The 22,896-nt window shown below is 66.1% G+C and carries 19 protein-coding genes and 1 pseudogene; 16 read left to right on the forward strand and 4 right to left on the reverse strand.

Features of this window, described 5'->3' with window-relative positions; translation table 11 throughout:
• Positions 1–25: 25 nt before the first annotated feature.
• The 5 genes from ACVMB1_RS30830 (at position 26) to ACVMB1_RS30850 (ending at position 6,585) form a co-directional block, all read left to right on the forward strand.
• The gene (locus ACVMB1_RS30830; protein WP_076831133.1) at positions 26–355 is read left to right on the forward strand and encodes a hypothetical protein; all 330 of its coding nucleotides are present in this window, start codon (positions 26–28) and stop codon (positions 353–355) included.
• 252 nt (positions 356–607) lie between these two features.
• Complete coding sequence (locus ACVMB1_RS30835) at positions 608–1,834, forward strand: MFS transporter (RefSeq protein WP_076831136.1); 1,227 nt, start codon at positions 608–610, stop codon at positions 1,832–1,834.
• Positions 1,835–1,995: 161 nt separating this feature from the next.
• Positions 1,996–3,168: an acyl-CoA dehydrogenase family protein gene (locus ACVMB1_RS30840; protein WP_076831139.1), complete on the forward strand. Its 1,173-nt coding sequence runs from the start codon at positions 1,996–1,998 to the stop codon at positions 3,166–3,168.
• 352 nt (positions 3,169–3,520) lie between these two features.
• Positions 3,521–4,438 carry an NADP-dependent oxidoreductase gene (locus tag ACVMB1_RS30845; RefSeq protein WP_076831142.1) on the forward strand — a complete coding sequence of 306 codons (918 nt, stop codon included), beginning with the start codon at positions 3,521–3,523 and terminating at the stop codon, positions 4,436–4,438.
• Positions 4,439–4,617: 179 nt separating this feature from the next.
• Entirely contained in the window at positions 4,618–6,585 is a 1,968-nt protein-coding gene (locus tag ACVMB1_RS30850) for a methyl-accepting chemotaxis protein (protein WP_456849647.1), read from the forward strand.
• A gap of 21 nt (positions 6,586–6,606) precedes the next feature.
• Here the strand turns inward: ACVMB1_RS30850 and ACVMB1_RS30855 are convergent, their stop codons facing one another.
• Positions 6,607–7,518, reverse strand: a complete 912-nt coding sequence (locus ACVMB1_RS30855) for a sterol desaturase family protein (RefSeq protein ID WP_076831144.1) — start codon at positions 7,516–7,518, stop codon at positions 6,607–6,609.
• 107 nt (positions 7,519–7,625) lie between these two features.
• Between ACVMB1_RS30855 and ACVMB1_RS30860 the strand changes: the two genes are divergently transcribed.
• The 5 genes from ACVMB1_RS30860 to ACVMB1_RS30880 all read left to right on the forward strand — a co-directional run bounded on the left by ACVMB1_RS30860 (position 7,626) and on the right by ACVMB1_RS30880 (position 12,222).
• The gene (locus ACVMB1_RS30860) at positions 7,626–8,231 is read left to right on the forward strand and encodes a TetR/AcrR family transcriptional regulator (protein WP_057019535.1); all 606 of its coding nucleotides are present in this window, start codon (positions 7,626–7,628) and stop codon (positions 8,229–8,231) included.
• An 11-nt stretch (positions 8,232–8,242) separates the two neighbouring features.
• Complete coding sequence (locus ACVMB1_RS30865) at positions 8,243–9,025, forward strand: sulfite exporter TauE/SafE family protein (RefSeq protein ID WP_076831147.1); 783 nt, start codon at positions 8,243–8,245, stop codon at positions 9,023–9,025.
• A 35-nt stretch (positions 9,026–9,060) separates the two neighbouring features.
• Entirely contained in the window at positions 9,061–9,507 is a 447-nt protein-coding gene (locus ACVMB1_RS30870; protein WP_076831150.1) for a DUF1801 domain-containing protein, read from the forward strand.
• 259 nt (positions 9,508–9,766) lie between these two features.
• Positions 9,767–10,930, forward strand: coding sequence for an IS4 family transposase (locus ACVMB1_RS30875; RefSeq protein WP_229193596.1), 1,164 nt, complete (start codon positions 9,767–9,769; stop codon positions 10,928–10,930).
• Between the two features lie 128 nt (positions 10,931–11,058).
• Complete coding sequence (locus ACVMB1_RS30880; RefSeq protein WP_057015126.1) at positions 11,059–12,222, forward strand: IS4 family transposase; 1,164 nt, start codon at positions 11,059–11,061, stop codon at positions 12,220–12,222.
• 86 nt (positions 12,223–12,308) lie between these two features.
• On the opposite strand, the gene ACVMB1_RS30885 is transcribed toward ACVMB1_RS30880, so the two are convergent.
• Together ACVMB1_RS30885 and ACVMB1_RS30890 are read right to left on the reverse strand one after the other, a co-directional pair.
• Positions 12,309–14,510 (reverse strand): putative bifunctional diguanylate cyclase/phosphodiesterase, encoded by a 2,202-nt coding sequence (locus ACVMB1_RS30885; protein ID WP_143271106.1) that lies wholly within the window; start codon positions 14,508–14,510, stop codon positions 12,309–12,311.
• Between the two features lie 353 nt (positions 14,511–14,863).
• Positions 14,864–15,301: a L,D-transpeptidase gene (locus ACVMB1_RS30890; RefSeq protein WP_225163662.1), complete on the reverse strand. Its 438-nt coding sequence runs from the start codon at positions 15,299–15,301 to the stop codon at positions 14,864–14,866.
• A 195-nt stretch (positions 15,302–15,496) separates the two neighbouring features.
• Here ACVMB1_RS30890 and mepA point away from each other — a divergent pair, with 195 nt between their 5' ends.
• From mepA to ACVMB1_RS30920, 6 genes are all read left to right on the forward strand, one after another.
• Positions 15,497–16,459, forward strand: coding sequence for a penicillin-insensitive murein endopeptidase (gene mepA, locus ACVMB1_RS30895; protein WP_057019514.1), 963 nt, complete (start codon positions 15,497–15,499; stop codon positions 16,457–16,459).
• 130 nt (positions 16,460–16,589) lie between these two features.
• Positions 16,590–17,099 carry a hypothetical protein gene (locus tag ACVMB1_RS30900; RefSeq protein WP_076831155.1) on the forward strand — a complete coding sequence of 170 codons (510 nt, stop codon included), beginning with the start codon at positions 16,590–16,592 and terminating at the stop codon, positions 17,097–17,099.
• 208 nt (positions 17,100–17,307) lie between these two features.
• The gene (gene modA, locus ACVMB1_RS30905) at positions 17,308–18,093 is read left to right on the forward strand and encodes a molybdate ABC transporter substrate-binding protein (protein ID WP_076831188.1); all 786 of its coding nucleotides are present in this window, start codon (positions 17,308–17,310) and stop codon (positions 18,091–18,093) included.
• 2 nt (positions 18,094–18,095) lie between these two features.
• On the forward strand, positions 18,096–18,791 hold the full coding sequence (modB, locus tag ACVMB1_RS30910) for a molybdate ABC transporter permease subunit (RefSeq protein ID WP_076831159.1): 696 nt from the start codon (positions 18,096–18,098) through the stop codon (positions 18,789–18,791).
• A gap of 103 nt (positions 18,792–18,894) precedes the next feature.
• Entirely contained in the window at positions 18,895–19,566 is a 672-nt protein-coding gene (gene modC / locus ACVMB1_RS30915; protein ID WP_057019517.1) for a molybdenum ABC transporter ATP-binding protein, read from the forward strand.
• 94 nt (positions 19,567–19,660) lie between these two features.
• The gene (locus tag ACVMB1_RS30920; protein WP_141342811.1) at positions 19,661–20,965 is read left to right on the forward strand and encodes a hypothetical protein; all 1,305 of its coding nucleotides are present in this window, start codon (positions 19,661–19,663) and stop codon (positions 20,963–20,965) included.
• A 9-nt stretch (positions 20,966–20,974) separates the two neighbouring features.
• Here ACVMB1_RS30920 and ACVMB1_RS30925 read toward each other — a convergent pair.
• Positions 20,975–22,769: pseudogene (locus tag ACVMB1_RS30925) on the reverse strand (potassium/proton antiporter).
• Positions 22,770–22,896 lie beyond the last annotated feature (127 nt).

Genomic DNA, 22,896 nt, shown 5'->3' on the forward strand with positions numbered 1-22,896 from the left:
ATCGCGCTCCGACTAGACTGCGATCATGTTGCGCATCCTGTTCCTCCTTATCGTCATCCTCGCACTGCTGCAGCCGGACCTGAGCTCCGCCGCCTCCTCGAAGAAGCGGCACGGCACCCGCTGGCACGGCTATGGCTTCCTGCCCGGCTACCGGCAGCCGCCGAACCAAACCATTCCGGTGTTCGGCCCGCGCGGCGCCGCCCGCGGCTACCCGGACTATTCGCCGCAATATTGGTATGGCGGGGATTGGTACTATTTCGGCCGCCCCGGATTCTACCGCGGCCGCTACAATGGCGGCAGTTTTGGCCCGTGCTGGACCTGGACGCCGATCGGGCGCGCCTGGCAGTGCGGCTAGAGCGTTTTCGAGCGAAGTGGCTCCGGTTCGCGTGAAGAAAACGCGTCAAAGCAAGAATCTAGAGCCCCGTTCCGATTCTATCGGAACGGAAAAGGCTCTAGCCGCACCTCGCTGCGACATCTTGCGCATGCAACGCACAATCCGCTGATCCCGGAATGAGAGGCATGTTGCCCGTCATGTTGCCCCTGGACCTCAGATAGGCCAGCATCCTCCCTGCGCGCACCACAACAAACAACAGCGCCGGGGAAACGCATGAGCAAGGCCGCTCGGTTGGACTATGGCTGGGTCGTCGTCGGCGCGGGCGCGCTGATGACCTGCGTCGGCTTCGGCACCATGCTGTCGCTCGCGGTGTTCCTGCAGCCGATCTCGGATGCGATGGGCTGGTCGCGCGCCGGCGTCTCGGCGGCGGCGACGCTGGATTTCCTCTGCATGGGTTTTGCGGCGTTCGCCTGGGGCGCGCTGTCCGACCGCTTCGGTACCCGCATCGTGGTGCTGGCGGGCAGCCTGTTGCTCGGGCTTGGCCTCGTGACGGCAAGCCAGGCGCAGAGCCTGTGGCAATTCCAGCTCTGCTTCGGCGTGCTGATCGGGATCGCCGCCGGCAGCTTCTATGCGCCGATGATGGCGCTCGCCAGCGCCTGGATCGACAAGCATCGCAGCCTCGCGGTCGCGCTGGTGTCGGCCGGCATGGGCGTATCGCCGCTGACCGTCGCGCCGTCCGCGAGCTGGCTGATCACGGCCTATGACTGGCGCTTTGCGATGTTCGTGATCGGCATCGCCGCATGGGCGTTGCTGATCCCCGCATCGTTCCTGGTGCGCCCGGCGCCGCAGGGAACGGACGTCGCAATCCCGACCGCCGCGAACGTGCCGCAAACTGAATGGACCGCGGCGCAGGCGCTGCGCACGCCGCAATTCATCACGCTGGCACTGGCGCATTTCGCCTGCTGCGCGGCGCATTCGGGACCGATCTTCCACATGGTGTCCTACGCCATGGTGTGCGGCATCGCGCCGCTCACCGCGGTCACAGTCTACAGCCTCGCCGGCTTCTCCGGGCTCGGCGGCCGGCTGCTGCTCGGCGTGCTCGCCGACCGGCTCGGCGCCAAGCCGGTCCTGGTCGGCGGCCTCCTGGTGCAGGCGCTGTCGATCGCGACCTATCTCGCGGTGGCGCAGCTCGGCGAGTTCTACGCGCTGTCTGTCGTGTTCGGGCTGGCCTATGGCGGAGTGATGCCGCTCTACGCCGTGCTGGTGCGCGAGTTCTTCGGCGCGCGCATCATGGGCACGGTGTTCGGCGCGGTGTCGGCCTTCGCGAGCCTCGGCATGGCGCTCGGGCCGTGGGCCGGCGGTTACGTGTTCGACACGTTCCACGGCTATACGTGGCTGCACGCCGGTTCCTTTGCGATCGGCCTCGCCGCGGTCGCCGTGGCGCTGAGTTTCTCGACCAAGCGCCAGCCGTCGCTCGATCTCGGCCGCGCCGCCGCCTGAGCGCGGCTGCATTCGTCACACTCGCGCGCACCGGCACAGCGGATGGATAGCTGATCTGCATCGGCGCCGTCCTGCCTTGCCTTCCCTTGCCCTCTCCTGCCGAATGAGCCACCATCGCCCGGCCTGCCCAACAAGAATGACAGAAGGCGCCGAGGACACGCATGAACAAGCCGCAGGGATTCGACCTTGTCGAGCGGGCGCGCGCGCTGGCGCCGCTGATCACGAGTGAAGCCGACGAGATCGAACGGACACGGCGACTGACGCCATCCGTCACCGCGGCACTGGTCGAGAACGGGCTGTATCGCGCGCTGCTGCCGAAGCGTTTTGGCGGCGCCGAGGCGACACTGGACGCCTTCATGCAGATGCAGGAGGAGATCGCCAAGGCCGATGCATCGACCGCCTGGTGCCTCGGCCAGTGCAGCGTCTGCGCCATGACCGCGGCCTATCTCGAACCCGACGCAGCTAACGAGATCTTCAACACCACGCCCGGCATCCTCGCCTGGGGCGCTATCGCCCATGAGGTGCGCGCCGAGCCCGGCGGCTATCGCGCCAGCGCGCGCTGGGATTTCGCCTCGGGCTCGCGGCAGGCGAGCTGGCTCGGCGCCCATGTCCGCGTCGTCGAGGACGACGGCTCACCGCGCAAGAAGGCCGACGGTTCGCCGGAGATCCGCACCATCCTGTTCCCGATGTCGTCAGCGACAATGTATGACGTCTGGGACGTGATCGGTCTGAAAGGCACCGGCACCGATTCCTACTCGGTCGACAACCTCTTCATTCCGGAGCAGTTCGCCGCGCTGCGCGACGATCCCGCCGCGTGCCGCGAGCCGGGGCCGCTCTACAAGCTCTCCACCAACATGGTGTTCAGCATGGGCTTTGCCGCCACCTCGCTCGGCGTCGCGCGCGCCATGCTGGACGCGGCGACCGAGCTTGCCCGCGGCAAGACCCCGCAAGGCCTCAAGGCGATGCGCGACAACAATGCCGTGCAGGGCCAGATCGGGCGCACCGAGGCCAGCCTGCGCGCCGCGCGCGCCTATCTGTACGCGACGGCCCACGAGGTCTGGAACGATCTCGTCCGCGGCGACCCGATCACCGAGGCACATCGCGTCGCGATCCGCATCGCCTCGACCTGGACCATCCACCAGTCGGCCGCAGTGGTCGACATCGCCTATCACATGTCGGGGGCAACGGCGGTGTTCGCCAAGAATCCGTTCGAGCGACGGTTTCGCGACATGCACGCAATCGCGCAGCAGATCCAGGCCCGCGACACCCAGTACGAGGACGCCGGCAAGGCGATTTTGGCAGGCAATCTCGGCGCTCCGCCGACCGCGCGCTAAAGCATGATCCGGAAAAGTGCGAAGCGGTTTTCCGAAAAGATCATGTCGGTTTTGGGCCCAACAGTGGGCATGACGACTGGCGGCCCTCGCAATCTGAATTCTGTCCCCGACTGTGCAAAATGGATTCTGTCGACTGCCCGGATTTTTCAGCGGTGCGGTAACGCATTGAGCTCGCAGAGGGCAGCCGTCGCGCTTGGTACAGCCAAAATTCGCAATCTTGGTGCTGTTTTATGAGCAGGCGCAGCGCATCTATTCGTTCGTACTAAGCAACCGAACTGCCTTGGCAGTTCTTGGTTAGTCGGCGCGTCCGCGCGCTCTGCAGCAGTTCCACCAAGAGACAAGGAGTATTCCCATGAAGGCCATCGTTGTAACGGACCAAGCCGCGGGAACGGCCGGGATGAAGCTGGTGGACCGGCCCGAGCCGCAGGCAGCGATAAACGACGTCGTCGTTCAGGTTTATGCGTCGAGATTTGTCCCGACTGAGCTGGCGTGGCCCTCGACCTGGACCGATCGCCTCGATCGTGACCGAACACCGTCGATCCCGGGGCACGAGCTGGCCGGAGTGGTCACCGCTCTCGGATATGGCACTACAGGGCTATCGGTGGGACAGCGGGTGTTCGGTCTAGCGGACTGGTATCGCGACGGCACGCTGGCCGAGTATGTGGCGATCGAGGCGCGCAACCTCGCGCCGCTACCGGGCGACGTCGACTTCACAATGGGCGCAAGCCTTCCGGTCTCGGGCCTGACGGCATGGCAAGGACTATTTCAGCACGGCCGCCTCCAGGCGGGGCAGAGTGTCCTCGCACACGGCGCGGCCGGCGCAGTCGGGTCGATGGTGACGCAACTCGCGCGAGAGGCCGGCGCGTATGTGATCGGCTCCGGGCGGTCCGCCGACCGTCAGACTGTGCTCGACTTCGGCGCGCAGGAGTTCGTCGATCTCGACAACGACGCCCTTGAGGACGTCGGCAAAGTCGATCTGGTGTTCGACGTCATTGGCGGTGAAATCCAGAAGCGGTCGGCAAAACTGATTCGAGGCGGAGGAATGCTGGTGACGGTCGTTGGGCCGGCCGGGGCGCGACCTTCCGACGGCCTGGCGGTCGACTTCGTCGTCGAGTCCGATCGTTCCCAACTGAGTGAGATCGTCCGGCGGGTGCGGGACGGACGCCTGCGGACAAACATCGGCAACGTCTCGACTCTCGACGAGGCCGTCGCTGCCTTGAATCCGACCGGTCGACGCAAAGGGAGTACGATCATCCGCGTTCGCCCCTGAGTGACACATGCCTATTGATGCGCGCAGCCGGCCGGCCCTGTCAGGCCAGACGTTGAACAGTACGAAAGTAGCACCGGCGGCCATGGTCGCGGCACGAATACCGGCGGCGCAACATCCGGTTGTTAAGCTTTTTCTGAGACTTTGCGGGCGGCGCTAATGCCTGGAGTTTCGCTGGTCCCATGTTCACGCTTCGATCGATTGCCGCCCGCCTGATTCTGGCGATTTCGCTGACTGTCGCAGTCGCCTGCGCCATCCTCGGCGGCTTCTCCATCAGCCAGCAGCGGGCGCTGACGCGGCTCGCGCTCGATCAGCAGCTCAAGCTGCAATATGACAGCGTGATTGCAGCGATCGACTACGAGGGGCGCGCGGCGCTCGCGGTCTCGGCGGTCATCGCCGCCTTGCCGCCGGTCGAGGACGCCATCGCCAAGGGCGACCGCGACGGCCTCGGAAAGCTGCTCGGCGCCTCCTGGGCGTCGATGAAGGCGCAGGGCATCCCGCTGATCTCGTTCTGGCAGCCCCCGGCGACCAGCTTCTACCGGGTCCATGCGCCGAAGACTTTCGGCGATGACGCCACGACGCGGCGCACGACGGTGGTGGAATCGAACAAGACCGGCAAGCCGATCGTCGGCGTCGAGCCCGGCCGCGAGGCGCTTTCGATCTTCGGGATGACCCCGATCATGCACGAGGGCAAGACGCTGGCCAATGTCGACGTCGGCGCCGCCTTCGGCAAGGAATTCGTCGACCGCGCCAAAAAGCGCTTCGGCATCGACCTTGCGGTGCATTCCTTCGACGGCCAGAGCTTCAAGCGGCTGTCCTCGACCTTCGGCGATACCGTGGTCGCGACCCAGGACGAGCTCAAGCGTGTGATGAACGGTGCGGCCCTGCTGCGCGACGCCGTTCTCGACGGCCATGCGGTGGAGCTCTATCTCGGCCAGATCAAGAACTACGCCGGCGAACCGGTCGCCGTGCTCGAGATCGTCAAGGACACCAGCGACTATGAAGCCGCCGCGGCAAGCGCGCAGCGCAATCTGATCCTTGGCGTGGTCGCGATCATGGCCGCCGCCGTGCTGCTCGCGTTCCTGCTCGGCCGTGGCCTGTCGCGGCCGCTCACCGCGATCACCGCGGTCATGAACCGCCTGTCCAGCGGCGACACCAGCGTCACCATACCCGGCAGCGAGCGCCGCGACGAGCTCGGCACGATGGCGAAGGCGGTCGACGTGTTCCGCCGCAGCATGGTCGAAACCTCCTCGCTGCGCGAGGCGCAGGAGGCCGACAAGGTGAAGGCGGAGGCCGACAAGCAGGCCTTGCAGCGGCAGATGGCCGATCGTTTCGAAGCCGACGTCAAGGGCATGGTCGCCGCCGTCGCGCGGTCCTCGGGCGACATGCAGCGCGTCGCGGGCGAGATCACCGCCAGCGTCAACGGCGCCTCCGAACGGACCTCGGCGGCAGCCGCCGCGTCCGAGGAAGCCTCGGCCAGCGTCAACGCGGTCGCCGCCGCAACCGAGGAGCTGGCGTCCTCGATCACCGAGATCGGCCGCCAGGTCACCCATTCCAGCCGCGTCGCCGACAGCGCCGTGACCAAGGCCATGGAGACCACCGAGATGGTGACGAGCCTCGCCGCATCGGCAGAGAAGATCGGCGACGTGCTGCGCCTGATCAGCGCGATCGCGAGCCAGACCAATCTGCTGGCCCTCAATGCCACCATCGAGGCGGCGCGCGCCGGCGAGGCCGGCCGCGGCTTTGCCGTGGTCGCCGCCGAGGTGAAGGACCTCGCGAGCCAGACCGCGAAGGCGACCGAGGAGATCGCCGGCCAGGTCGGCGCGATCCAGTCCGCCACCGGCAACTGCGTCAGCGCGATCGGCGACATCAGCGGCACCATCCGCGAGATCTCGGGTATCGCCACCGCGATCGCGGCCGCCGTCGAGCAGCAGGACTCGGCGACGCGGGAGATCGCCCGCAGCGTGCAGCAGGCGTCCACCGGGACCGTCGAGGTCTCCGCCAATATCGCGGGCGCGAGCGAGGCCGCCAGCCAATCCCGCGCCCTCACCGGCAATGTGCTGGATACGTCCGGCCAGCTCGGCGATCACGCCGCCGCGCTGTCGCACAGCGTCGACACCTTCCTCGCCGGACTGCGCAACGCCGCCTGAGCGGCGGCGCCGGGCTTCAAGTCATGGCCAGGGCAGCACGGGCGGCGGAGCGGACCGGTCGGACTTGTCGTCCGGCCGAGCGTCGACCCGCCCCCAATCGCGCATGAACGGCATCTTCAGCAGGCCGCGCAGCGACTGCTTCTCGGGATCATCGAAGCCGTCGAGGCCATAGCGCAGCTCCGCGAAGCGTGGACCACGATTATAGGTGCCGCCGAGCCGGTCCCAGATCGAGAGCAGGTTCGAATAATTGCTGTCGGTCTCCGGCTGATGACGCGAATGATGCATCTTGTGCATGTTCGGCGTCACGAAGACGAGCCGCAGCCAGCGGTCGAGCCGCTCGGGCAGGCGGATATTGGCGTGCTCGAATTGGGCGTTCAGCGCCGACAGCGTCAGATAGGTAACCAGCACCCAGGCCGGCGTACCGAACACGAAGACGCCGGCGATGTGCCAGCCGATCCGCCACAGCGTCTCGCCGGGATGCTCGCGGAACGTCGTGGTGACGTCGACGAAGCGATCGGCATGGTGCATGCGATGGAAGCGCCACATCCAGCCGAGCTTGTGCATGGAGACGTGGGCGAAATAGGCAAACAGGTCGAGCCCGATGATGCCGAGCAGGAGCTGGTTCAGGGGTGACAGGCCGAGCCAGTGCGACAGGCCGAATTTCGCATCCAGCGTCCATTGCGCGGCCAGCGGCGACAGCGGGCTGAGCAAAAGGTTCACGCCGACGAAGATCACGGTGATGGCGGCGTTGCGGCCGATATTGCGCATCCGGTCGCTGCGGCCGTAGCTGAACAGCGGAAACGCGGCCTCGAACAGCAGCACGATCGCGAACGACGCGAGCAGGAACGCGATCCGCGCGCCGGTCGACGGCAGCTCGACATGAGCCATCTCAGCCGCGCCCGGATGCCACAGAAGCTTTGCAAAGCCGATCATGCCGTCAGCCTCCCCTCTTTACAAAACGAATATTCGTTCTTTATAATGGCAACGAATGATCGTCAAGCCCGCCGCATCGGCCGGCCGCGACCTGACAAGGACCGACTATGCCGAAGGTGAAACCCGAGACGCTCGCGATCCGTCGCGAGGAGATTCTGCAGGCCGCGGAGATCTGCTTTGCCCGCCAGGGATTTCACCAGACCACGATCCAGGACGTGATCAAGCAGTCCGGGCTCAGCGCCGGCTGCATCTACGGGCATTTCACGGGCAAGGAGGAGCTGATCCAGGCGATCGGCGAAAGCCGCCATGGCCGCGACAGCGCGCTGCTGGCGCTCAAGGGTCCACCGGACGATGTGTTGCAGAGCCTGCGCTCGATCGCCCGCGGCTTTCTCGGCGACCTGCAGAAGGAAGAAGGCCTGCGCGCCCGCCGCGTCGCGTTGCAGCTCTGGGCGGAGGCGCTGCGCGACGACGTGGTCCGCGACCAGGTGCTGAGCGGAATCCGCCAGCCGATCGCCCTGATCGTGGACCTGCTGCGGCGCGGCCAGAAGAGCGGCGCGATCGACCGCGGCGTGCAGCCGCGCGGCGCGGCGCGGGCAATGGTCGCGATGTTTCAGGGCATCGTGCTGCAACGGCTGTGGGGCGAAACCGTCTCGACCGCGGAAGCGATGCACGCCTTCGACATCTTCCTTGCCGGCCTTGCCGCCAGGCGCTGACGGGGGATGCGGTGATCGTCCCCGACCTCCTCGCCGGCATCGGCGCGGGCCTCGCCGGCGGTCTGACCGCCGGGCTGCTCGGCGTCAGCCCCGGCGGCGGACTGGTCGTTTTCTCGATGCTACTGCTCGGCGCCGGCCAACATGTCGCGCAAGGCATCTCGCTGGTCGCGCAGGTGCCGCCGACCAGCCTCACGGGGATCCGGCGCTATTGGCAGAGCGGCAACCGCACCCCATTGCGCTGGATCGCGCTGCTGACATTCGGCTTTGTCGCCGGCGGCGCGGCCGGCGCACTCGCCGCCAACCATGTCGCCGAGCCCGCGCTGCGCTGGACCTATATGGCCTATCTCGTCGTGCTCGACGCGATGCTGATCCTGCGCGGCGGACGCGACCAGGCGAAGCACGACGACAAAGTCACCGCGCGCGAAATATCCTGGCCGGCGCTGCTCATTGTCGGGCTGCTGGCGGGCCTGTCGTCGGGCTTTCTCGGCATCGGCGGCGGACTGGCGACCGTGGTGGGCTTAAGCGCCGTGCTCGGGGTGCCGCAGCATCAGGCGCAGATGGCAAGCCTCGTGATGTCGCTGATCCCGACCACGATCCCCTCGGCCTGGATCTATTGGAGCGAGGGCTCGCTGGCGTCCTGGCCGGTGCTGGCGGGCGTGATCGTCGGCCTGCTGGCCGGCACCGATCTCGGCGCCCGCGCCGCCAACCGCATCGACCGCGCGCGGTTACGCAACGCGATGATCGTCTTCGTCTCGCTGATGGCGGTCTATATGACCTTCAAGGCGCTGTGGTAGATAGATATAGGTACGTCCTCCTCACGGAGCCCACCATGCGCAAGCCGCCAGCATCGACCAGCAAGGCGGCGCGACGGCCGCACGCTAAACCGGCAGCTGCGCTGTTCGACACGTACCCTGCCCCGGTCAGAGCCAAGCTGCTGGCGCTGCGGCGGCTGATCTTCGAGACCGCGAAGGCAACCAAGGGCGTCGGCGCGCTGGAAGAGACATTGAAGTGGGGCCAGCCGAGCTACCTCACGCCGGAGACCGGCAGCGGCAGCACGGTCCGGATTGATCAGGTGAAGCCGGCTGCCGACCAGGTCGCGGTCTACTTCCACTGCCAGACCAATCTGGTCGAGACCTTCCGCGAACTCTATCCCGAGCTCAGCTACAGCGGCAACCGCGCCATCCTGCTCGATGTCGCGGGCAAGCTGCCGGAGCCCGCGCTGCGCCACTGCGTGGCGCTGGCGCTGACTTATCATCTCAACAAGAAAGAATCGTAGGGCGTGAAGGCGACGGCGGTGCGCTCCCTCTCCCCGTTCTTACGGGGAGAGGGTTGGGGTGAGGGGCCGTCTCCGCACATTCGGTAATAGCTGCGTTCGCGGAGAATCCCCCTCACCCGGATCGCATCTGATGATGCGATCCGACCTCTCCCCGCACGCGCAGGGGTGTCCGGGGAATGATTCACTGTGTCGCGGTGCATGCTCGGCAGGACCGAGGCAAATCGGTCTTTTCTGGTTGTCGAGACACAGAGGGCCGAGCATGCGATATCGCGGTAGCATTTTTGGAAGGCTGCTTGAACCGATCAATCGACGGCAGTTTCAGACGGTTGTGGATCGTCTGGACGGGGATGCCTACGACAAGTCGTTCAGGAGCTGGGATCATCTGGTGGCGCTGATCTATGCCCAGCTTAGCGGCAACAGCAGTCTGCGCGGGGTGGTGACTGGCTTCAACGCCAATTCGCAGCATCACTATCACTTGGGAACCGGCAAGCTGTCGCGCTCGACGTTGTCCGATGCCAATGCCCGCCGTCCGATCGGCATTTTCGCGCAAACCTTTGCGGCGCTGTCGGCGATGGCGCGTCGCCAGCTGCGGAGTGAAGGCATGGAGATGGTGCGTCTGATCGACGCCAGTCCGATCCCGCTCGGCAAGGTCTGCAGTTGGGCGACGTGGAACGGCCGCATCCGCGGCATGAAGCTGCATGTCGTCTACGACCCAAGGAGCGATGTCCCGACCTGCGTCGAGATGACGGCCGCGAACGTCAATGACATCGAGATCGGCCGACAGACCCCAATCCAGCCCGCCACCACCTATGTGTTTGACAAGGGCTATTGCCGTTTCGACTGGTGGCAGAAGATCAATGATAGCAAGGCTTTGTTCGTTACCCGGGCGAAGACGAGCATCCGTCTTCGCTCGCTCAGGCATCGCGCCATCCGCAAGCGTAACGGGGATGGCTTCGAAATCCTTGCCGATGACGAGGTGAAGCTCACCAGCAAGGGCGATTCGCGCCTTCCAATCCCGCTCCGCCGCATCAAGATCAGACGCGAGAAAGGCGGCAAGATCACACTCCTGACCAACGACCTTGCCCGTAGCGCCGTCGAGATCGCCGCCCTCTACAAGAGCCGATGGCAAATCGAGCTGCTGTTCCGCTGGATCAAGCAGCATCTCGATATTCGCAAGTTCCTCGGCGCCAACGACAACGCGATCCGCCTTCAGGTGCTCGCTGCGATGATTGCCTACCTGCTGCTGCGCATCGCCGCTCACACCAACTGCATCAAAATGCTCCCGCTCAGGTTCGCCGAACTCGTCGGCCAGCTCCTGCTCACGCGTCGATCCCTCGCTGCCATCGACAAACCTCCGCCCATCAACCCCAGCCGTCGGAAATCAACCATCTCACCTGACCAGATGGAGCTCCGCTATGCCTGAATTTCCCCGGACACCCCTGCCGCACGCGGCAGGGGTGTCCGGGGAATGATTCACTGTGTCGCGGTGCATGCTCGGCAGGACCGAGGCAAATCGGTCTTTTCTGGTTGTCGAGACACAGAGGGCCGAGCATGCGATATCGCGGTAGCATTTTTGGAAGGCTGCTTGAACCGATCAATCGACGGCAGTTTCAGACGGTTGTGGATCGTCTGGACGGGGATGCCTACGACAAGTCGTTCAGGAGCTGGGATCATCTGGTGGCGCTGATCTATGCCCAGCTTAGCGGCAACAGCAGTCTGCGCGGGGTGGTGACTGGCTTCAACGCCAATTCGCAGCATCACTATCACTTGGGAACCGGCAAGCTGTCGCGCTCGACGTTGTCCGATGCCAATGCCCGCCGTCCGATCGGCATTTTCGCGCAAACCTTTGCGGCGCTGTCGGCGATGGCGCGTCGCCAGCTGCGGAGTGAAGGCATGGAGATGGTGCGTCTGATCGACGCCAGTCCGATCCCGCTCGGCAAGGTCTGCAGTTGGGCGACGTGGAACGGCCGCATCCGCGGCATGAAGCTGCATGTCGTCTACGACCCAAGGAGCGATGTCCCGACCTGCGTCGAGATGACGGCCGCGAACGTCAATGACATCGAGATCGGCCGACAGACCCCAATCCAGCCCGCCACCACCTATGTGTTTGACAAGGGCTATTGCCGTTTCGACTGGTGGCAGAAGATCAATGATAGCAAGGCTTTCTTCGTTACCCGGGCGAAGACGAGCATCCGTCTTCGCTCGCTCAGGCATCGCGCCATCCGCAAGCGTAACGGGGATGGCTTCGAAATCCTTGCCGATGACGAGGTGAAGCTCACCAGCAAGGGCGATTCGCGCCTTCCAATCCCGCTCCGCCGCATCAAGATCAGACGCGAGAAAGGCGGCAAGATCACACTCCTGACCAACGACCTTGCCCGTAGCGCCGTCGAGATCGCCGCCCTCTACAAGAGCCGATGGCAAATCGAGCTGCTGTTCCGCTGGATCAAGCAGCATCTCGATATTCGCAAGTTCCTCGGCGCCAACGACAACGCGATCCGCCTTCAGGTGCTCGCTGCGATGATTGCCTACCTGCTGCTGCGCATCGCCGCTCACACCAACTGCATCAAAATGCTCCCGCTCAGGTTCGCCGAACTCGTCGGCCAGCTCCTGCTCACGCGTCGATCCCTCGCTGCCATCGACAAACCTCCGCCCATCAACCCCAGCCGTCGGAAATCAACCATCTCACCTGACCAGATGGAGCTCCGCTATGCCTGAATTTCCCCGGACACCCCTGCGCACGCGGGGCGAGGTAAGGGGAGCCCGACGCTCGATCGAGGTTACATCTCTGCCTCTAGGCTCCACTACGCCACCAGCGCCGTCGCGACGCGCTGCGCCTTGAGCAGGCTGATGACCTCGGGGTTCGGCCGGGCGCGGCTGAACAAGAAGCCCTGGCCCTCGTGGCAGCCTTCGGCGCGCAGCCGGCTCAACTCCGCCTCGGTCTCGACGCCCTCGGCGGTGATGGTGACGCCGAGCCCGATGCCGAGGCTGACGATCGAGCGCACGATCGCCTGCGCGTCCGGGTTCGCACCGAGGTCGCGCACGAACGACTGGTCGATCTTGATCTTGTCGAACGGGAAGCTGCGCAGATAGCTGAGGCTGGAATAGCCGGTGCCGAAATCGTCCATCGACATCCGAACCCCGAGCGCGCGGAGCGCATGCAGCGTCGCCAGCACCTGGCTGCTCTTCTCAAGCAACAGCGTCTCGGTGATCTCGAGCTCGAGCCGCCGCGCCGGCAGGCCGGATTGCCGCAGCGCGTCGGTGACCAGCGCCAGCAGATTGCCGGTACGGAATTGCAGCGGCGACAAATTGACCGCGACGCGCACGTCATCCGGCCATTGCGCCGCGTCCATGCAGGCGCGATGCAGCATCAGCGCGCCCAGCGGATTGATCAGCCCGGTCTCCTCGGCCACCGGGATGAACTCGCCAGGCGAGATCATGCCGCGCTCCGGATGCGGCCAGCGCACTAGCGCCTCGAAGCCGGTGATGCGCCCGCTCGCAAGATCGACCAGCGGCTGGTAATAGGGCCGCAGGCCTTCGTTCTGGATCGCATCGCGCAGGTCGATCTCGATCTTGCGCCGGCTTTGGGCGCGCGCGTCCATCTCCGCCTCGAAGAAGGAGAAGGTGCCGCGGAATTCGCTCTTGGCGCGCGACAAGGCCATGTCGGCGCTCTTCAGGAGCTTTTCGGAATCCTCGCCGTCGCCGGGCGACATCGCGATCCCGATGCTGGCGCCGATCACCACCGAATGCCCCTCGAGCAGATAGGGCTCGCCGATCGCATCCAAGATCCGCCGCGCCAGCAGCACCGCGTCCTCGGGCCGCATCACGCCGCCCTGCACGATGGTGAACTCATCGGAGTTGAGACGGGCCAGCGCATCTTCCTCGCGCAGCGTCGAGCGCAGGCGCTTGGCGACCGCGCGCAGCAGCTTGTCGCCGATGCCGTGGCCGAGCGTCTCGTTGACCGCCTTGAAATTGTCGAGACCCAGCATCAGCACCGCAACCTTGTCGGTCGAGCGGCGGGTGTGCTGCAGCATCTCGTCCATCTGCTGGCGCAGCAGATTGCGGTTGGGCAGGCCGGTCAGGCTGTCGTGCTGGGCCATGAAGGCGAGCCGCGCCTCGGCGCGCTTGCGCTCGGTGATGTCCATCAGCGCGAGCAGCATCGCCGGCTGGTCGCCATGCATCAGCTGGCGCGAATAGATCGCAAGGTCGATCAGCGTGCCGTCGGCGCGCACATGCTTCCAGGTCCGCGCCGCCTGCTCGTCGCTGCTGCGGCCTGCCGCCCAAGGCAGCTCGGCATCGAACGCCTGCAGGCTCCTGATCGTCATCCGCTCGAATTCGGCGCGGACATAGCCGTAATGCGCGATCGCGGCGTCGTTGACCGCGAGGATCCGCTCGCCGTCGAGCGCGCACAGGATCATCGGCACCGGATTGCCGTCGAACAGCAGGCGGAACGACGCCTCGCGCTGCTTCAGTTCAGTGATGTCGACGCGCAGGCCGACGATGCCGCCATCTGCGGTCAGCCGCTCCTCGATCAACACCACGCGGCCGTCGGCCAGCACCTGCTCGTGCCGCTCGCCGGGCTGGTACATCTTCCTGAGCCGTTCGGCGATCCACTCTTCCTCGCGGCCGGCAGCCTCGGGATAGTCGCCGCGCGCGACGCCGATGCGGATGGTGTCTTCCAGGCGCGCACCGTGCTCGAACAGGTCGGAGCTGCGCTTGTAGATTTCCGAGTATTTCTTGTTCCAGAGTGTGTAGCGGCCTTCCGGATCCAGGAACACGATGCCCTGCGGCAGGATGTCGATCGCCTCACGCAGCCGCGCGTTGGATTTGCGCGCCTCGGCGATCGCGGCTTCGGCCTGCGCGCGCTGGCGCACCAGTTCGCCGATCTCGACCGCGGGGCGGCGCGATCTGCCCGACACTTTCGGCATCGGTGTGGGACGACGGCCCCGAGGACGGGACAGTTTGGCCTGGTTCGGTTTCTTGGTCTTTTTCTTCGGCCGCATCATCGGTATCGCACGCCCCACGCGCATTCCAGTTCGGCGATATATCTGCGATAAGTCTCTGAAAAATTGGTATCTCTTGGCGAGTAGCTGCGCTGCCTGAGAAACCCTTGCATGCCTGCTTTGCAGGCGAATTCACGCCGGGCGCGAGTTTGCTCCCGGCGCGCCGGCGGCGCACGGCACAGATTCGCAGCGTGGAAGCGCCGGCGCTTGGTGAAGGAAGCGTAAACCGGCGCGCGATTGCACAATGAATGCGCCGAAGACGCTTCAAGCGCATCAATGTTCGTCAGCGTGCGGCAGGGTTATCGCGCGGTTAAAGCGCGGTGCGCCTCAGCCTTCGGATTTTGCCGGATCATACCTTAGTTGGTGATTTCGATGCGCGTGCCGCCTCGGCCGTTGCGCTCGACCAGCCCATAGAGCATTGCGGCGTGCGAGGGATGCAGGCGCACGCAGCCATGCGAGGCCGGCCCGCCAAGGCGCGTGAGTTCGTATGTTCCATGGATGGCAAAGCCGCGGTGGAAGAAGATCGAGTGCGGCATCGGCGAGTTATAGTACTTCTTCGAGTACCAGCGGCGCGCCAGCATCTGCGGACGGAACACCCCACTCGGCGTGCCATAGCCGCGGCGGCCGGTCGACACCGGCCAGTTGTAGCGTCTCGCGCCATCGACGCTGACCGCCATGCGCTGCGATGATTTATCGATGTGAACGACGACGTCGGCCCGCGCCGGCGAGAGCGCCAAAATCGGCGCGGCAATCGCGGCGGCAAACGCCAGCCGTACGCACGATACGCTCGTCACAATAACGCCTACCCTGAAATTATTGCGGACATGATGTCGCCCACAACGTGCGCTTGTAAAGTGGCGTGGCTCACATCGGAGCCTGGAAGCCGCAGGTAATCTTAATCCACCCTGTGGGCGATCAAGCGAATGGGATGAAAGCGCGGTCCGCCTGCTCCGAATCCATGCTAGCCTTGCGCCGACAGAGTGATCCGAATGACACCCCGCCTGCGTCTGTTCCCACTCCTGATCTTAGCCCTCGTCGCCTGCACCATCTCCGCGCGGGCGCAGGACAGGGGCTCGCTCAATCCACAGCCGCTGCCGCCGCTCGCCAACCCCAATGATCCAAAGATCGGGGCGAAGCAGCTGTTCGCGCGCAAGGTGCTGCCGGCGGCGTTGCCGACCCGGTCGATCGGCGGCTACACCAAGGGTTGTCTCGCCGGCGCCGCGCAGATGCCGCTCAACGGCGAGACCTGGCAGGTGATGCGCTTGTCGCGCAACCGCTACTGGGGTCACCCCAACATGATCGCGCTGCTGAAGCGGCTTGCGGCCAACGCGCACAAGGACGCCGGCTGGCCGGGCATCCTGGTCGGCGATATCGGCCAGCCGCGCGGCGGCCCCGCGCTCTCCGGTCATGCCAGCCACCAGATCGGACTCGACGCCGACATCTGGCTGACGCCGATGCCTGATCGCAAATTATCGCGCGAGGACCGCGAGGAGATGTCGGCGGTGATGATGGTGCGCGACGACCGGCTCGACATCGATCCACGCGTCTTCACGCCGGGCCACGTGCTCGTCATCCGCGACGCGGCGCGGGAGCCGGCGGTGCAGCGCATCTTCGTCAATCCCGCGATCAAGAAGGCGCTGTGCCGCGAGGCCACGGGCGATCGCGGCTGGCTGTCGAAGATCCGGCCGTGGTGGGGCCACGACTACCACTTCCACATTCGTATGCGATGTCCGCCCGGCAGCCCTAGCTGCGAGGGACAGAAGCCGCAAGCGGAGGGCGAAGGCTGCAAGCCGTCCGATCTCGCCTTCTGGTTCAAGGATTCGGTGCTGCATCCGAAGCCTCCGCCGAAGCCGCCGAAACCCCGCCCGCCGATGACGCTTGCGCAGATGCCGGCTGACTGCAGGACGGTGCTGAACGCCCCCGACGCCAAACAGCAGCTGCCAGGGCAATAACATCTTTGTCAGGCGGCTATGCCGGCCGGCTCGAACTACGATATGATCTCGTGCCGTCGCGCCGTAAGGCGTTCGGGCGATGGATCGGGGCGGCTGATCTATTCTATCCGTCATCATGAATGGACCAGACATGCGCAAATCGCTCCTCGCCGCATCGCTCGTGCTCGTCTCGACTTCCGCTTTCGCGGCGGAGGAGCCGAGCGGCTGTGACAAGTTCAAATGGTCGATCGAGCGCGCACGCGCCGCGCTGACCGCACCCAATCGTGCCCGGGTCGTATCGGGAAGCGAGCAGGCCGCGCTGCCGGCGACCGCGATCACGCTGGCGCTGGTGGCCCCCGGCGACGCCAAATTGCCGACCCCGCCGGAGCGCGCGCCGAAGGAAGGCACCTTCGCCGGCTTCACCAACTTCAAGGCCGCGCCGAAGGCCGGGCTCTATACCGTCAGCCTGTCGGCCGGGGCCTGGGTCGACCTGGTGCAGGACGGGCATCTCCTGAAGCCCAAGGCGTTCAGCGGCGCGACCGATTGCGACGGTATCCGCAAGACCGTGAAATACGACCTCGCCGCCAGCCCCTTCGTGCTGCAGGTCAGCGGCTCAAAAGAGAACTCGCTGTCGATCGCTATCCAGCCGGCGGATGAATAGGACGGGCGGTTAGACAAACGGTCGCCTTTACCGTAAGCCCCAGCCTGCTATGTTTGCAGTGCGATATCCCTGAGGACCGTAAGTCCATCGGGGACCAGCGGAACAGCGCTTCCGTCCGTCGCAGGCCAGACCCCAACCCAACGCCTGATTTGCGCGCGATCGTTCGCGCGCGAACTCGCACGGAGCGCTTTCCATGCCACGACTTTCAATTTCAAGGCTTGCCGGACTTTTCACCGCTTTCGTCATCCTGCTCGGCGCGCTGCATTCGCCCGCGAGCGCCGAGGACAAGACGCTCACCATCTTTGCCGCCGCCTCGATGAAGAACGCGCTCGACGACATCGACGCGGCCTATACCGCCAAGAGCGGCGTCAAGATCACCGCCAGCTATGCCGCGAGTTCGGCATTGGCAAAACAGATCGAGCAGGGCGCGCCAGCCGACGTGTTCGTCTCCGCCGACACCGACTGGATGGACTATGCGATCAAGCAGAAGAACATCAATGAGCAGACGCGGGTGAACCTGCTCGGCAACTCGATCGTGCTGATCGCGCCGAAGGATTCCAAGCTCGACAACGTCAACATCGGACCCGGCTTCGATCTCGCCAAGCTCGCCGGCGACGGCAGGATCGCGACCGGCGACGTCAAGGCGGTGCCGGTCGGCAAATACGCCAGGGCCGCGCTGGAGAAGCTCGGCGCATGGCAGGCGGCGGAGCCGAAATTCGCGATGGCCGAGAGCGTGCGCGCCGCGCTGACGCTGGTGGCGCGCGGCGAAGCCGTGCTCGGCATCGTCTATTCGACCGACGCCAAGGTCGAGCCGGGCGTCAAGATCGTCGGCACCTTCCCGGCCGACACCCATCCGGCCATCATCTATCCGGTCGCGGCGACCACGACCGCGAAACCGGAGACCGCCGAGTATCTCGCCTTCCTACGCTCCTCGACGGCGAAGACGATCCTCGAGAAGTACGGCTTCAAGTTCTTGATCAGCCCGACGACCTAAGCGTGTTTGAGATCTCGCCGACCGAATGGACGGCGATCCTGCTGTCGCTGCGGGTCGCCGTCATCGCAACACTGGTGGCGACCCCGTTCGGGGTAGCGCTTGCCTGGCTGCTGGCGCGGCGCGATTTCTGGGGCAAGTCGCTGCTCGATGCCGCCGTGCATCTGCCGCTGGTGCTGCCGCCCGTCGTCACCGGCTATTTGCTGCTGCTGACCTTGGGCAAGCGCGGCCTGGTCGGCGGCTGGCTGGCCGACCATCTCGGCATCGTGTTCGCATTCCGCTGGACCGGCGCGGCGCTCGCCTGCGGCGTGATGTCGTTTCCGCTTCTGGTGCGGCCGATCCGCCTCTCGATCGAGGCGGTCGACCGCCGCCTCGAGCAGGCGGCCGAGACGCTCGGCGCCGCGCCGTGGCGGGTGTTCGCAACCGTGACGCTGCCGCTGGCGCTGCCCGGCGTGCTGGCCGGCATGGTGCTCGGTTTTGCCAAGGCGATCGGCGAGTTCGGCGCGACCATCACCTTCGTCTCCAACATTCCCGGCGAGACCCAGACCATTTCGTCGGCGATCTATTCGCTGATCCAGACGCCGGATGGCGACCCCGCCGCCGCGCGGCTCGTGATCATCTCGATCGTGCTCGCGGTCGGCGCACTGGTCGCGGCTGAAGTGTTCGCGCGTCGCGCCACCGCGCGCCTGCATGGGCAATAGAGCATGATCCGGAAAAGTGTGAAGCGGTTTTCCGAAGAGGCCATGCTCAAACAAGGAGCTAAAGCGCGATGACGATTCAACTCAATCTCATCGCGCTTTAGCCATGCTGCGCGTCGACATCACCAAGCAGCTCGGCGAGTTCTCGCTTGCAGCCTCGTTCACCAGCGAGGGCCGCGTCACCGGTCTGTTCGGCGCGTCCGGCTCCGGCAAGACCTCGCTGATCAACACCATCGCGGGACTGTTGCGTCCCGACCGCGGCACCATCGTGATCGACGGCGAGACCGTCGACGATACCGCGACCGGCATCCACGTCCCGAGCTGGCGCCGCCGCATCGGTTACGTGTTCCAGGACGCGCGGCTGTTTCCGCATCTCGATGTCCGCCAGAACCTCGACTACGGCCGCCGCATGAACGGCCTCACCGAAGATCCCGCCCAACACCGGCGCGTCGTCGACCTGCTCGACATCGGCGCCCTGCTCGACCGCCGTCCCGGAAAGCTCTCCGGCGGCGAGCGCCAGCGCGTCGCGCTCGGCCGGGCGCTGCTGTCCAAGCCGCGGCTGCTGCTGCTCGACGAGCCGCTGGGGGCGCTCGACGAAAGCCGCAAGCTCGAGATCCTGCCCTATCTGGTGCGGCTGCGCGACGAAGCCGGCATCCCGATGGTCTATGTCAGCCACGACGCGGCCGAGCTGCGCCAGCTCGCCACCCAGATCGTGATGCTGCGCGGCGGCCAGGTGACCGCGTTCGGCGGTGTCAAGGTGCTGACGGCGGGCGCCTAGCTGGCCGTTTTTCCGAAAGTCGGCATAAGATAGCCTATCTTGTCTGCCAGGCCCGCGTCGGGACGTCCGATCGGGCATAGGGAAGGGTGTATTTGTGCGACTGACTGGCTGGGTGTTGCTGCTGATCGGCGGGCTGCTGTGCGCCACGATTTCGTGGGCCGCGCTCGGCTTCCTGCTGATGGGCGTCGGCCTGATCGCGCTGCAGGTCGACGAGCGGCCCCGGCGTCCGGCCGATGCCGCCGTGCCGGCCGGCGCCTCGGGATTTACCCCGCCGCGCCTCAGCGACGGGCTGCAGCCGCCGACCCTCGATCCGATCGCAGGCCAGGATACCGGGCAGCGTCAGTCGCGCCGGGTGGCCTGGCCCGACAAGAAGGGGGACGCAGCCTACGGCCGGGAGACTTACGACCGCGAGGCCTGGCGCCGGCTTGTCGACAGCGATCCTGATCTCGCCCAGATCGCCAATGTGCTCGCCGATTACGGCCCGCAATATGTCGATGAGCTGGCGGCGAGCTATCTGGCCGCCCCCGATAAGGGCCGCCTGGCGGCGATCGTCGACGGCATCATCGCGCGCGCCGGGGACGGTCAGCCGATCCCGCCGCCGCCCGCACCAGTCGAAGCATCTCGGCCGCCACCGCTGCCGCCCCCGCCGCAGCCAAAGCCGGTGATCATCCCTGCCGCCAAGGCGGCGGCTTCGCCAAGCAATCGCGCAAACGCGCTCGAAGCGTCCCTGCTCGCCACGGTCGAGGAGGCTTCCGCCAAGATGGCCGCCGAACGCGCGGGTCTCTTCAAGCCTGCCAAGGAGCCTGGAAAGGAGCCGGGCAAGGCCACCGACAGCCGACCGCAGGCGGCGAGCCAGCGGGAACCGCTGTTCGGTCGCGCCACCCGGGACGCGAAGCCCGCCGGGCCGCCGCCGGTGCCGGTCACAACGCCGCCGATGCCGGCTACACCGCCGCCCATGCCGGCCGACACGCCCGCCGCTCTCGAAGCATCGTTGATCGCCGCCGTCAGCGAGGCCGCCGCCCGGCGGGCGGACGCCCCCAAGGATGCGTTCAAGGATGCGTCCAAGGACGCGTCCAAGCCGGCACCGGAGTCAGCGCCGCCGGCGCGGCGCGAGCCCGAAATCCGTGCGGTCGCGCCCACTCCACCGACGCCACCTCCGCCGGCTCCCGCTGCGCCCGCCACGACGCCAGCTGCGACGACACCACCTGCGAAGACAGCGGCCGACAATCTCGACGAGACGCTGCTCGCGGCGCTGGCCGAGATTTCCGGCCAGAAAATCAAGGGCGAGACCAAGCCGGACGCGGCGTCCAAGGGCCCATCCGGTCCGCCGGCCGACGACGGGCTATCCGACATGATCAGGAAGTTCGCGCCGGATTCGAGCTTCCTGCGCAAGACGTAACGGCGCGCCTCAGACCCCCGCCACCGACGCCCAGATATCGGCGAGCTTGCGCTTGACGATCTGCATCCGCGTTTGCGGCGCGACCTTCTCCTCTTCCTCCGGCAGGCGCAGGCCGACGACGTTAACGCGGCCACCGCTGATGCTGCGCGCCACCAGCACGATCTCGTCGAGCGCCAGTTCGGCCCCTTCCTTCGGCGCGCGGTCGAGATTGACGTCGAAATAGTCGGCGAGCGTCAGCTTGGCCTGGTGCTCGTCGACCTTGACGCCGTAGATCTCGGCGAGTTCGCCGAGCGTATGCTCCGCCGACACCATGAAGTCGCCGAGCAGATGCGGATCGGGCGCGCTCGACGGCGCCATGTCGACGAAGAAGCGGTCGAGCGCCTCGGCGCGCTCCGGCGGCGCCAGCAGGTAGATGTAGTCGCCGGGCGCGACCGGATCGGCCTCGGTCGGCGTCAGGATCCGCTCGTCGCGGATCACCAGCGTCGGCTTCGACCAGGACGGGATCAGCCCGCGGCGGAAGTACAGGCTCTTCGGCCGCACCGGATAGCCGACCAGCTGCTGCTCGAGCTGGCCGGGCAAATCGAGCTCGACGCGGCGCGGGCCGCGTTCGGCGCGCGGCAGCGCGACGTGCAGCCGCCGTGCCGCCGGCGCCAGTGTCCAGCCCTGCAACAGCAGCGAGATGATGACGACGACGAAGGCGACGTCGAAATAGAGATAGGCCTTCGACAGGCCGACCAGCATCGGGATCGAGGCGAGGAAGATCGCGACCGCGCCGCGCAGGCCGGTCCAGGCGATGAAGACCTTCTCCCGCCAGTTGAACTTGAACGGTGCGAGGCAGATCAGCACCGCCAGCGGCCGCGCCACCAGCATCAGCGCGAACGCCACCAGCACGGCGCCGCCGGCGCTGGAGAGCAGGCGATGCGGCGAGACCAGGAGGCCGAGCAGCACGAACATCACGATCTGCGCCAGCCAGGTCGCGGCGTCGAGGAACGTCACCACCCGAATTATGCGCGCGGGTCGGCCGGTTGCCGATGATGATACCGGCGAGATACACCGCGAGAAATCCCGAGGCATGCACGATCTGCGAGCCGCCGAAGATCACCAGTGCCGCGGTGGTGACGAACGGCGCATGCAGGCCCTGCGGCAGCGCTACATAGTTCAGCGCGATCACCACCAGCCGGCCGCCGATCACCCCGATGATGGCGCCGAACACCGCCTCCTGGATGAACTCCAGCGCGATGTGCGAGGCCGAGCTCTGGCCGATCGAGATGAACTCGACCAGCATCAAGGTGAGGAAGATCGCGAACGGATCGTTGGTGCCGGATTCCGCCTCCAGCGTCGCGCCGACGCGTGGGCGTAGCCGCAGACCCTGGGTGTGCACCAGCAGGAACACGGCAGCCGCGTCGGTCGAGGCCACGACGGCGCCGACCAGCAATGACTCGGTCCAGTTGAGGTCGAGCACGAAACGGGCGACCGGCGCTGTGATCAGCGCGGTCAACAGCACGCCGGCGGTCGCCAGCACCATCGAGGGCACCAGCACGGTGCGGATGCTGGCAAACCGCGTCTTCAATCCGCCGTCGAACAGGATCAGCGCCAGCGCCACCGAGCCGACCAGATAGGTGGTGCGGACGTCGTCGAACTGCAGCCGGCCGGGGCCGGAATCGCCCGCCAGCATGCCGACCAGCAAGAACACCAGCAGCAAGGGAGCGCCGAACCGCAAGGCCAGCAGGCTCGACAGGATGCCGGCCATCACCAGCACCGCACCGAGCAGGATCGCTATACTGACGGAGTCGAGGGATGCCATGCGCCTTCGGAGGTCTCAAATACTTGCAATTGCATCCTTATCGTCGCCACACTGGGACGCCAACCGATTTCTGACATAAGCGGCAATGTGCCCGGTCTCATCAGCCCTAGGTCGCCCCGACACTGTG

This window comes from Bradyrhizobium sp. USDA 4504 (assembly GCF_054063995.1).